Here is a 9,666-nt window from a genome sequence, read left to right as displayed (position 1 = left end):
CCCGGCAGTGCGCCGGACCCCGCGACACGGCGATGCCGGACGGTTTCAGCGCTCGCTGTCGAGGGCGCTCATCTGCGCCTCCGCGTATCGGCTACCCGCCACCGCCGCGGCCGGCACCGCGGCCTCGATCGCCGCGATATCGGCCCCGGTGAGGGCGATATCCAGCGCGCCCAGCGCTTCCGACCAGCGGGTACGGGTGCGCGCCCCGATCAGTGGAACGATATCGCCGCCGCGGCTCAGTACCCAGGCGATGGCCAGCTGGGCGGTGGAAACGCCCTTGTCCCGCGCCAGCGTGGCCAGCGCGTCGACCAGTGCCAGGTTCGCGGCGAGGTTCTCGCCCTGGAAACGCGGGGTGTGGGCACGATAGTCGGCCGGCCCGAAATCGGCGGTGCGACCAGGCGCGGTATCGCTGAGCAGGCCCCGCGAGAGCACCCCGTAGGCGGTGATGCCGATGCCGAGTTCACGGCAGACCGGCAGGATCTCGGTCTCGATACCACGGGAGAACAGCGAGTACTCGATCTGCAGGTCGGCGATCGGGTGTACCGCCGCCGCCCGGCGCAGGGTTTCGGCGCCCACCTCGGACAGGCCGATATGCCGCACATACCCCGCGTCGACGAGTTCGGCGATGGCTCCGACCGTGTCCTCGATCGGTACCGCCGGGTCCAGCCGGGCCGGGCGGTAGATGTCGACATAGTCGACCCCGAGCCGGCGCAGGCTGTAGCTCAGGAAATTGCGCAACGCCGCGGGTCGGCTGTCGAAACCCTGCCAGCTGCCGTCCGGGCCGATCATCGCGCCGAACTTCACGCTGAGGATGGTCTCCTCGCGCGGGCGATCCGCAATCGCCCGGCCCACCAGCAACTCGTTGTGGCCCATGGCGTAGAAATCGCCGGTATCGACGAGCCGGGCGCCGGAATCGAGCGCGGCGTGGACGGTGGCCTTCGATTCGGCTTCGTCGGCGGGGCCGTAGGAGCCCGACATTCCCATCGCGCCGAGACCGATCCGCCCGACCGCCGGTCCGGTGCTGCCCAGCCGCGCGACTGCGATCTGTGTATTCGTCATACCGACCACGGTGGTGGACCGGGCGCGGTCGTGGCAGAGACGCTTTATCGGGGGAGCGGCGATCCCTGGCAGACCGCGCGGCGGTCCGCGACAGTAGAGGTATGGATCGCAGCGAACTCGCCGATTTTCTCCGTCGCCGCCGGGAACAGCTGACCACCGAGTCGGTCGGCCTGCCTCCGGGCACCCGCCGCCGGACCCCCGGTCTGCGCCGAGACGAAGTGGCGCAGCTGGCGGGGATCTCCACCGACTACTACACGCGGTTGGAGCAGGCGCGCGGGCCCCGGCCGTCCACGCAGGTGCTCGCCGCGCTGACCCGCGCGCTGCGCTGCACCTCCGACGAACGCGATCACATCTATCTCCTGTGCGAACACGCGCCGCCCGGCGGCAGCCGGACCGACAAACACGTCGGCCCGGGGCTGATGCACGTACTCGCCAAACTGGACGATATCCCGGCGGCGGTCATCACCGACCTCGGCGAATGCCTGGTACAGAACCGCATGCACACACTGCTGTTCGGCGATCAGGCCGAACAGCAGGGCTGGCGCAGGTTCTACGCCTGGCGGTGGTTCACCGAACCGGAGGCCCGCGTGATCGCCCCGGTGGGCGACACCGAGGGGCTCGCCCGCCGCCAGGTGGCCGATCTGCGCGCCACCGCCGCGCGCCGGCCGAAGGATCCCGACGTCATCGAGTTCATCGCCGCGCTGCGGGCGAACAGTCCGGAGTTCGAGCGGCTCTGGAACGAGCACGAGGTGGCGGTCCGGCACTCCGATACCAAGAGCGCGGTACACCCCGAGCTCGGGGTGATCGATATGTTCTGCGAAACGATGCTGACGCCCAGCGCCACCCAGCGCTTGCTCATCTACTGGCCGCTGCCGGGTACCGATGCCGCGGAGAAAATGGAATTGCTGCGCGTCATCGGCACTCAGCGGCTGGGGGAGCCGGAGCCGCCGCCCTACTCGCGGCCGGCCGAGGTGAAGGACATATCCGCGTAGCGCGGCCCGGCCACCTGCGCGGCGATCGATTCCAGCCGATCCAGTTCCGCCGCGGTCAGCGTCACCGCGGCCGCGGCGGCGTTCTCCGCGAGCCGGGTCCGGCGGCGGGTGCCGGGAATGGGCACCACCGGAAGGCCGTGCACTTGCGCTCGCGACTGCACCCAGGCCAGCGCGACCTGGGCCGGTGTGAGGCCGCGCTCTTCGGCGACAGCGTGCAACGGTGCGAGGAGGCCGGCGTTGTGCGCGGCGTTTTCGCCGGTGAAACGCGGCATATGCCGCCGGAAATCGTTCTCGCTCAGATCGTCGGTGCCGGGCAGGGCTCCGGTGAGGAAACCGCGGCCCAACGGTGAATAGGGCACGAAGGTGACGCCCAGTTCGGCGGCCGCCGGCACCGCGGTGCGCTCGACGTCGCGAGAGAACAGTGACCACTCCGACTGCACCGCCGCGATCGGATGGACCGCGTGCGCGGCGCGCAATTCGGCTCCGGTGACCTCGGACAGGCCGAGTGCGCGTACCTTGCCCGCCCGCACCAGCTCCGCCATCACCCCCACAGTGTCCTCGATCGGCACCTGGGGATCGCGCCGGTGCATGTAGTACAGGTCGATGGTGTCGGTACCGAGGCGGCGCAGGCTCGCGTCGACGGCCCGGCGGATGTAATCGGGCGAGTTGTCGATGCCGCGGTAGTGCGGGTCGTCGGCCCGGCGGACGATCGCGAATTTCGTGGCCAGCACGATCCGGTCCCGGTTGGCGCGGACGAAATCGCTCAGGAACTCCTCGTTGTCGCCGGAACCGTAGATATCGGCGGTATCGAACAGGGTGATGCCGAGTTCGAGGGCGCGATCCAGGGTCGCACGGGATTCCGCGCGGTCGGTGGGGCCGTAGAACTCGCTCATACCCATGCAGCCCAGCCCTTGGACACCCACCCGGATCCCGGTGGTGCCCAGTGGAGCGGTCGGCAGTACTGCGGAGGTGGTCATGGTCTCGGATATCCCTTCACGATGCTGCGTTGTCGGGGGACCGGGTGGCGTCGGTGGGCACATGCTGCTCGTAGAGCGAGATCTTGTGATCCAGCACCGCCACGGTCTGTTCGAGTTCGGCGATACGGTCGAGGACATCGGCACGGGTCTTACGGAACATCGCGAGCCGTTCGGGGATCGTGCTCGCGCCGGCGCGGACGAGTTCGGCGTACCGGATCATGTCCGCCACCGTCATACCGGTGGTGCGCAACCGGGTGATCAGCGTCAGCCAGTCCAGGTCCCGGTCGCTGAACCGGCGCTTGCCGGTGTGGTCACGGCCGATATGGGCCAGCAGGCCGATGCGCTCGTACCAGCGCAGCGTGTCCTGGCTCAGACCGCAGTGCCGGGCCGCCGCCCCGATCGAATGCCGGGGGAGGTCCCGAGCCGGGTCGGTGATATCCGGGCCGGGTTCGGTGATACTCACGCCGACTGCTCTCCTTAGCGGAAAATGCTGCACCACAAGGATTTCCGCATGGTGCTCGATATCCTCTCGTCGAACGAGGACAACGTTAGCCACCTGGAGTGCACTCCAAGCAAGCGCTGATCACAGAGAGTACTCGGTTGCTTCGCGCCGGCCGGAGGCCTGGGCGGTCGGCGAACCGTCGGTATTCAGGAGTCGGCGACCGATGGCGGAAAAGAGCACGCCACACGCGGGCGAAGTGCCGCGGTGCCGGAGAGGAGCCGTGGCCGCGGGGAGCGGATCAGCTGCCGTGTGGTCGCCGGGCGCGGGGCCTCAGTTGCCCACCGGGCATGGGCGGCGCCGGAATGCGCTGGTCCGGGGTATGGCCGGCGATATCACCGAAACGCTCGGTGTTGTGCGATTCCCAATCCGTGCGGGCCGCCACTATCTCCGTGTGCTCGCGCGCCACGAAGTTCCACCACATCACCAGTTCCTCCGCGAGCGGCTCCCCGCCGATCAAGGCGAACCGGCCACCGGAGTCGCTGGACAGGTCGAGGCAGTCGCGGCCGGTGCCCAGATACAGCAGCGGGCCCGGCGTGAGATCGCACCCGGCGGCGGTGACCGTACCCTCGATCGCCAGCAGCGCGTACTCGAACTCCGGTTCCAGCGACAGCGTGGCCGCGGTCGCCGGATCGATCTCGATATCGGCCCCCGCCAAGGGCGTGTAGACCGTCGCCGGCGAGGTCACCCCGGCCAGCGAACCCAGCAGCACGGTCGCCCGCAGGCCCGCGGCGGTGTACACGGGCAGGTCCCGATGCTGTTCGAAATGGGGAGCGATATCGCGGTGCCCCTCCGGCAGCGCGACCCACAATTGCAGCCCGCGCCCGGCGGGCGCCTCGGGCACCGTGTACTCCGAATGGGCGATCCCGCGCCCGGAGGTCATCAGGTTGAGCTGGCCGGGTTCGATGCGCACATCCGAGCGCACCGAATCCCGGTGCCGGATCATGCCCTCGAACGGCCAGGTGACGGTCTGCAGACCGATATGCGGATGCGGATCGATATCCGGTGGGGCGTCGGTGACGGTCACCGTCGGAGCGCCGAAATAGTCCAGGAAACACCACGCCCCGACGGTCGGCAGGTCCCGCTGGGGCAGCGTCCGTTCGACATAGGTACCGCGCACACCACCCAGCGGCACCTCCCGGGCCGGATACAGCCGCGTTATCGGTCCCGGCCCGGTCCCCGGCTCGCACAGGGTCTCGGTGGGATGCGGATCGAGATCACTCACCGCCGCCGACCACGTGCTCGCTGTACTGCGGATGCTTTTCCAGATAGCTCCGGATGAACGGGCACTCGGGCCGGATCTTGCGCCCGCGGTCCACGGTGTCGGAGATCGCGAACCCGGCCAGCCGGCTACCCAGCCCCTTACCGCCGAACTCCGGGCCGATCTCGGTATGGGTGAAGACGGTTTCCTCGCCGCGCTCGGTGTATTCGGCGAATCCGGCCAGTTCGGCGCCGTACCACACCTCGTAGCGGTTCTCGCCGGGGTTGCGCACCACCTTGCTCTGCTCGGTCGCTTCGGTCATCTCCGCAGCTCCTTTCCGTGTCCCGACATCTACCCGCGACGCCACGACCCGGGCCGTACCGTCGAGCGCCAGCGTACTCAGCGGCGCCCGGGCCGGGGCCGCGCGCTCGGGCATGGGACGCGGCCCGTACCCGTCCAGGGGGGTCACCGGTCGGAACACGCGTGTACCAGCGCATCCGGGTGACGGCACGTAACCTGAGAACATGGCCAAGGAAATCGACCGGGTCCGGGCGCGTTCGGCGTGGGCCACGGTCAGGGAGAGCCCGGTGATCACCGCGATCGCGGTGGCGCCGATCGTCGTGGTGTTCGGCCTGGTCTGGTGGCTGATCGGCGGCTGGGCGGCGTTCCTGCTGCTCGTCGTGCTCGGCGCCGGAGCGGTGTTCGGCGGCAAACTGCTGCGCTGAGTGTCAGCGCGGAACGTGGAAGCTCACCAGGTCGGCCGTACCCGGGCCCACCTGGTCCCAGTCGCCGGGTAAGCGCAGCACCGCGAGTGCGGACGTGGGAAACTTGCGGCTCAGCCGCAGGGCATCCTCGGTATCGTGTGCCGCCGCGAGGTCCCACGCCGTCCAGGGCATACCCGGTGCGTGACCGATCACCAGCAGGGTCGAGACGGCGGGGTCGGTGAGCCCGACCAGCTCGATCAGATGGTCGCTCGTGGCCTCGTAGATCCCGGACTCGAACTCGACCGGCGCCGTGATATCGGTGGCGGCGAGCGTCTCCCGGGTACGGGTGGCGGTGGAACAACGCACCGCGTCGATCGGTGGCTGGTTCGCACGGAGCCAGGTGCCGGCCAACGCCGCCTCGCGCTTCCCCCGCGGCGCCAGCGGGCGCTCGTGGTCCTCGATTCCGGCCGGGTACGCCGATTTCCCGTGCCGCATCAAGATCAGAGTCCGCGCCATGGGTCCACCGTAGGCACCCTCGGTGCGGAGATCCACAACACACTCGAGGCAAACTGAAATCGGCGTCACAATGGAGGGAGGCCCGGTGATCCCGGCCCACGCTCAGTCGTCACGCCCTGCCACCCGCGACCCGGACGGCACCAGCCCGCATATAAGTCTCGAGGATCTGCACAAATATGGCCTACGTAATCACGCAGCGTTGCTGTAATGACGCGAGCTGCGTTTCCGAGTGCCCGGTCGACTGCATCCGCCCGACTCCGGACCAGCCGGAATTCGCCACGACCGAAATGCTCTACATCGACCCCGACACCTGCATCGACTGCGGCGCCTGTGTCGACGCGTGCCCGGTGGAGGCCATCTTCTCCGAGGATGATCTGTCCGCGTCGCTGGCCCGTTTCCGCGAGATCAACGCGGCCTGGTTCGAGCGGCATCCGCTGGAGTCGAACCTGGATCCGATCGCGACCCCGGTGCGGCCGCCCAAGGAGCTGGGGACCTTGCGGGTCGCGATCGTCGGCGCCGGCCCGGCAGCCGCCTACGCGGCCGACGAACTGCTGCGGCGCTGCGACGTCCAGGTGGAGATGTTCGACCGGCTGCCCACGCCGTGGGGTCTGGTCCGCGCGGGCGTGGCGCCCGACCACCCCGGTACCAAAACGGTCGCGGCCATGTTCGAATCGGCCTTCCGGCGCGACACCCTGCAGTACTACCTGAACGTCGAGGTCGGTAAGCACATCACCCACGAGGAACTGCTGGCCCACCACCACGCGGTGCTCTACGCGGTGGGCGCCTCCTCGGACCGGCGCATGGGTATCCCGGGCGAGGACCTGCCCGGCAGCCATTCCGCGACCGAGTTCGTGGCCTGGTACAACGGGCATCCCGACTACGCCGATCGGGTCTTCGACCTTTCCGGCGAGCGCGCGGTCATCGTCGGCAACGGCAATGTCGCCCTCGATGTCGCCCGGGTGCTGACCGTGGACCCCGACGAGCTGGCGAAAACCGATATCGCCGACCACGCCCTGGCCGCGCTGCGCGGCAGCAATATTCGCGAGGTCGTGGTACTGGGCCGGCGCGGTCCGCTCCAGGCGGCCTACACCTCACCGGAATTCCTGGCGCTGGCACACCTGTCCGGGGTCGATATCGTCATCGACCCGGCCGAACTGGAACTCGATCCGGCCTCGCAGGCGCTGCTCGACCACCCGGACGTGGAACCCTCGCTGAAGCTGAAATACGCGCTCGCCGAGGAATTCGCCGCGAAACCGCCGACCGAGGGCAACAAACGGATCGTCTTCAAATACCTGGCCGCTCCGGCCGCGCTCACCGGCACCGACAAGGTCGAAGCGCTGGAGTACGCCCGCAACGAACTGGTGGAAGAGGACGGGATCCTCAACGCCCGCCCCACCAGTGAGACCGGCAGTCTCCCGGCCTCGCTGGTGCTGCGGTCGATCGGCTATCGCGGCCGGCCGGTCCCGGACCTGCCCTTCGACGACAAACGCGGCGTGGTCCCCAACGAACACGGCCGCGTGATCGGCGCCGACGGCCGGCCGCTCACCGGCGTGTACGTCAGCGGCTGGATCAAACGCGGTCCACGCGGGGTCATCGGCTCCAACCGGATCGACTCCGAAGAAACAGTGGAGGGCCTGATCGCCGATTTCATCGCGGGCAAGCTGGCCGCGCCCACCGCCGACCGCGACGCGCTGCGCGCCCTGGTCCAGGAACGCCAGCCGGACCTGGTGGACCGGGTCGGCTGGAAGGCCATCGACCAGGCCGAACGCGGTGCCGGCAAGGAATCGGGCCGCCCCCGTGTCAAGTTCACCACCCTCGCCGACCTCCTCCAGGCGGCCAAGGGCGGTAGCTGACGGCGGCTGCAAACGGCCGATGCCCGGCCGTGCGGCGGTTTGGGGTCCGCGCCCCGGAGCGATCCGGACACGGACCCTCGGCCGTCAACAGCTACCCGCTCGCCCCGGTGCGGCCGGGTCGCTTCTCGCGCAGGTCCGCCCCTAACCCGAGCATCGAATGCCGACGCAACCGCATGTGTCGAGTGTTACGAGACACCTCAAAGGGTTGAGGCCCGTCTCGCCGTTTCGGCCTCGAAAGCGCCCGCGCGAAGCGCAAGTCTCGAGGCCGAAACGGCGAGACCCAAGGGGGCCTCAACCCCGCGCGCCGAAGGCGCGCCAAAAAACACAGCACCTTCACGAGTAGGCCGCATACGCGCCCCACCTTCGCCGGCAAGCACGCCGCGGTCTCGAGTTTCCGGTTGTGCGGCGCGATCCGGAGTCTCGGGGTTGTAGGTCCCGGTCTCGAGTTTCCGGTTGTGCGGCGCGATCCGGAGTCTCGGGGTTGTAGGTCCCCGACCTCGAGTTTCCCGGTCGTTCGCCCCCGCCCCGAGTTTCCCGGGCGCCTCGCCGCCACCGCCGACTCCCGGCCGGTCTCGCGGTCTACAGCGGTGCGATACGGACGATCGTGGTGGTGATCCCGTCCACCACGAACCACAGGCGCAGGGTCGGGCGGCCCGTGGTCCGGTCGCCCGGTTCGTACCTGCTGCGGACGCTGATGTGCTGCCGGGCCAGCACCGGGGCGACGTATTCGATGACCGCCCGATGCGGGCCGCTGACCAGTTTGGGGTAGTCGACCAGATACTGCTCCACGGCCTGCCAGTAGCAGGTGTTGTTCACATGGTTGTACTGGTCGATATCGGTGGCCCGCAGCGGGAACGGCAGGTCGGTGTCGGATTCGGGCGGCGCGGGGTCGGTGAGCCAGGGGCGCCAGCGGAGTCGCTGCTCGGCGGTGGTCTGCGCCAGGTAGGCCAGGCCCGCGTCGCTGATCCGGGCGGGCATATTGTTCGACTCGTTGATATTGATCCAGAAACCTTCGGTTTCGATCAGGCCGCCGCGGTCGCTGGTGATGCGCACCCGCATATTCGCCCAGCGGGTGGACATACTCGAACACCAGCGTCGCAGGTGGACGTGGTCGGGCCAGAGAACCGGGCGGACCACGTCGATGACGGTGCGCCGGATGATCCAGTTCGGGTCGCTTTGTTCCAGGACCGATTGCTGGAGGTGTTCCCAGGCGATGTCCTGGAGGTAGCGGGCGACACCGTCGAGGCGTACGCGGTTGTACGGGTCCACGTCGCCGGCTCGCACCGGCCACGCCGTGACGAACCCCATGCCCTCCTGGGGAAGCGGGGCGAGTGGCTGATCGAGTGACACTTGTGCTCCTCGCGCGGCGGGCTGGCCGCGGTACTTCTGCGTGTTTCCTGTGAGACGACTTTACGGGGCGTGTGTCACCGCGCCACGCCGAGCCGTCGGTTCGCTGTGCTCGGCGTGTGGCGGTGGTCAGTATCCGACGTAGCCGGTGCCGTTGGAGACCCCGACCACCCCGGGCACATTGCCGAGCGAACCGTAACGTTCGATGGCGTATCGCGTGCCGGCGATGATGTTGTCCACCGGGTTCCAGATATCGCCGTGACCGGGCAGCGAATAGGAGTTGAAGGTCGGGTCGATGGTCTGCATGAGACCCTTCGACGGGATACCGGCCGCGGCGTTGCTGTCCCACAGATTGATGGCGTTCGGATTGCCGCCGGATTCGCGTTCGATGATCAGGGCGATGGTGGCGGCTTCGGAATCGTCGATGTCGTAGCCGTTCTCGCGCAGCACCCGGATGGCCTCCCGGATCCATTCGGCCTGGTCCCCGGTGGGCATGGTGGTGGGGGCGGTGCCGGAGG

At 68.8% G+C, this 9,666-nt stretch carries 11 protein-coding genes; 3 read left to right on the top strand and 8 right to left on the bottom strand.

Features of this window, described 5'->3' with window-relative positions; genetic code table 11:
* Nucleotides 1-45: 45 nt before the first annotated feature.
* Nucleotides 46-1,059 carry an aldo/keto reductase gene (locus ON38_RS22345; protein ID WP_039826889.1) on the bottom strand — a complete coding sequence of 338 codons (1,014 nt, stop codon included), beginning with the start codon at nucleotides 1,057-1,059 and terminating at the stop codon, nucleotides 46-48.
* A 101-nt stretch (nucleotides 1,060-1,160) separates the two neighbouring features.
* On the opposite strand from ON38_RS22345, the gene ON38_RS22340 reads away from it, so the two are divergent.
* The gene (locus tag ON38_RS22340; RefSeq protein WP_051165062.1) at nucleotides 1,161-2,051 is read left to right on the top strand and encodes a helix-turn-helix transcriptional regulator; all 891 of its coding nucleotides are present in this window, start codon (nucleotides 1,161-1,163) and stop codon (nucleotides 2,049-2,051) included.
* Here the strand turns inward: ON38_RS22340 and ON38_RS22335 are convergent.
* From ON38_RS22335 to ON38_RS37600, 4 genes are all read right to left on the bottom strand, one after another.
* Nucleotides 2,012-3,028, bottom strand: coding sequence for an aldo/keto reductase (locus ON38_RS22335; protein ID WP_039826888.1), 1,017 nt, complete (start codon nucleotides 3,026-3,028; stop codon nucleotides 2,012-2,014). The two genes, ON38_RS22340 and ON38_RS22335, sit on opposite strands and share 40 nt — an antisense overlap.
* A gap of 16 nt (nucleotides 3,029-3,044) precedes the next feature.
* Complete coding sequence (locus ON38_RS22330) at nucleotides 3,045-3,491, bottom strand: MerR family transcriptional regulator (protein WP_245564156.1); 447 nt, start codon at nucleotides 3,489-3,491, stop codon at nucleotides 3,045-3,047.
* A gap of 277 nt (nucleotides 3,492-3,768) precedes the next feature.
* Nucleotides 3,769-4,752: a pirin family protein gene (locus tag ON38_RS22325; protein WP_039826887.1), complete on the bottom strand. Its 984-nt coding sequence runs from the start codon at nucleotides 4,750-4,752 to the stop codon at nucleotides 3,769-3,771.
* On the bottom strand, nucleotides 4,745-5,050 hold the full coding sequence (locus tag ON38_RS37600; protein WP_039826891.1) for a GNAT family N-acetyltransferase: 306 nt from the start codon (nucleotides 5,048-5,050) through the stop codon (nucleotides 4,745-4,747). The genes ON38_RS22325 and ON38_RS37600 overlap by 8 nt, the downstream gene beginning before the upstream one ends.
* Nucleotides 5,051-5,252: 202 nt before the next feature.
* Here ON38_RS37600 and ON38_RS22315 point away from each other — a divergent pair, with 202 nt between their 5' ends.
* Nucleotides 5,253-5,453 carry a hypothetical protein gene (locus ON38_RS22315; RefSeq protein ID WP_030525238.1) on the top strand — a complete coding sequence of 67 codons (201 nt, stop codon included), beginning with the start codon at nucleotides 5,253-5,255 and terminating at the stop codon, nucleotides 5,451-5,453.
* Between the two features lie 3 nt (nucleotides 5,454-5,456).
* Here ON38_RS22315 and ON38_RS22310 read toward each other — a convergent pair whose 3' ends face one another.
* On the bottom strand, nucleotides 5,457-5,948 hold the full coding sequence (locus ON38_RS22310; protein ID WP_039826890.1) for a SixA phosphatase family protein: 492 nt from the start codon (nucleotides 5,946-5,948) through the stop codon (nucleotides 5,457-5,459).
* A 176-nt stretch (nucleotides 5,949-6,124) separates the two neighbouring features.
* Here ON38_RS22310 and ON38_RS22305 point away from each other — a divergent pair, with 176 nt between their 5' ends.
* On the top strand, nucleotides 6,125-7,801 hold the full coding sequence (locus tag ON38_RS22305; RefSeq protein WP_039826886.1) for a 4Fe-4S binding protein: 1,677 nt from the start codon (nucleotides 6,125-6,127) through the stop codon (nucleotides 7,799-7,801).
* A gap of 579 nt (nucleotides 7,802-8,380) precedes the next feature.
* Here ON38_RS22305 and ON38_RS22300 read toward each other — a convergent pair.
* Together ON38_RS22300 and ON38_RS22295 are read right to left on the bottom strand one after the other, a co-directional pair.
* On the bottom strand, nucleotides 8,381-9,151 hold the full coding sequence (locus ON38_RS22300; RefSeq protein ID WP_039826885.1) for an acyl-[acyl-carrier-protein] thioesterase: 771 nt from the start codon (nucleotides 9,149-9,151) through the stop codon (nucleotides 8,381-8,383).
* Between the two features lie 126 nt (nucleotides 9,152-9,277).
* Nucleotides 9,278-9,666 (bottom strand): transglycosylase SLT domain-containing protein (locus ON38_RS22295; protein WP_039826884.1); only part of this gene is annotated, 389 nt, incomplete at its 5' end.

It is taken from the genome of Nocardia testacea NBRC 100365, from assembly GCF_000308775.1.
GTDB classification, from domain to species: domain Bacteria; phylum Actinomycetota; class Actinomycetes; order Mycobacteriales; family Mycobacteriaceae; genus Nocardia; species Nocardia testacea.
Note: the sequence above shows the minus strand (reverse complement) of the source record. Positions and strands in the feature narration are given on the sequence as shown.

What these genes read in the sequence shown, in the direction of transcription:
- ON38_RS22315 (WP_030525238.1), top strand. Translation starts at nt 5,253, where the DNA reads ATGGCCAAGGAAATCGACCGGGTCCGGGCGCGTTCGGCGTGGGCCACG.
- ON38_RS22305 (WP_039826886.1), top strand. Translation starts at nt 6,125, where the DNA reads ATGGCCTACGTAATCACGCAGCGTTGCTGTAATGACGCGAGCTGCGTT.
- ON38_RS37600 (WP_039826891.1), bottom strand. Translation starts at nt 5,050, where the DNA reads ATGACCGAAGCGACCGAGCAGAGCAAGGTGGTGCGCAACCCCGGCGAG.
- ON38_RS22310 (WP_039826890.1), bottom strand. Translation starts at nt 5,948, where the DNA reads ATGGCGCGGACTCTGATCTTGATGCGGCACGGGAAATCGGCGTACCCG.
- ON38_RS22345 (WP_039826889.1), bottom strand. Translation starts at nt 1,059, where the DNA reads ATGACGAATACACAGATCGCAGTCGCGCGGCTGGGCAGCACCGGACCG.
- ON38_RS22340 (WP_051165062.1), top strand. Translation starts at nt 1,161, where the DNA reads ATGGATCGCAGCGAACTCGCCGATTTTCTCCGTCGCCGCCGGGAACAG.
- ON38_RS22335 (WP_039826888.1), bottom strand. Translation starts at nt 3,028, where the DNA reads ATGACCACCTCCGCAGTACTGCCGACCGCTCCACTGGGCACCACCGGG.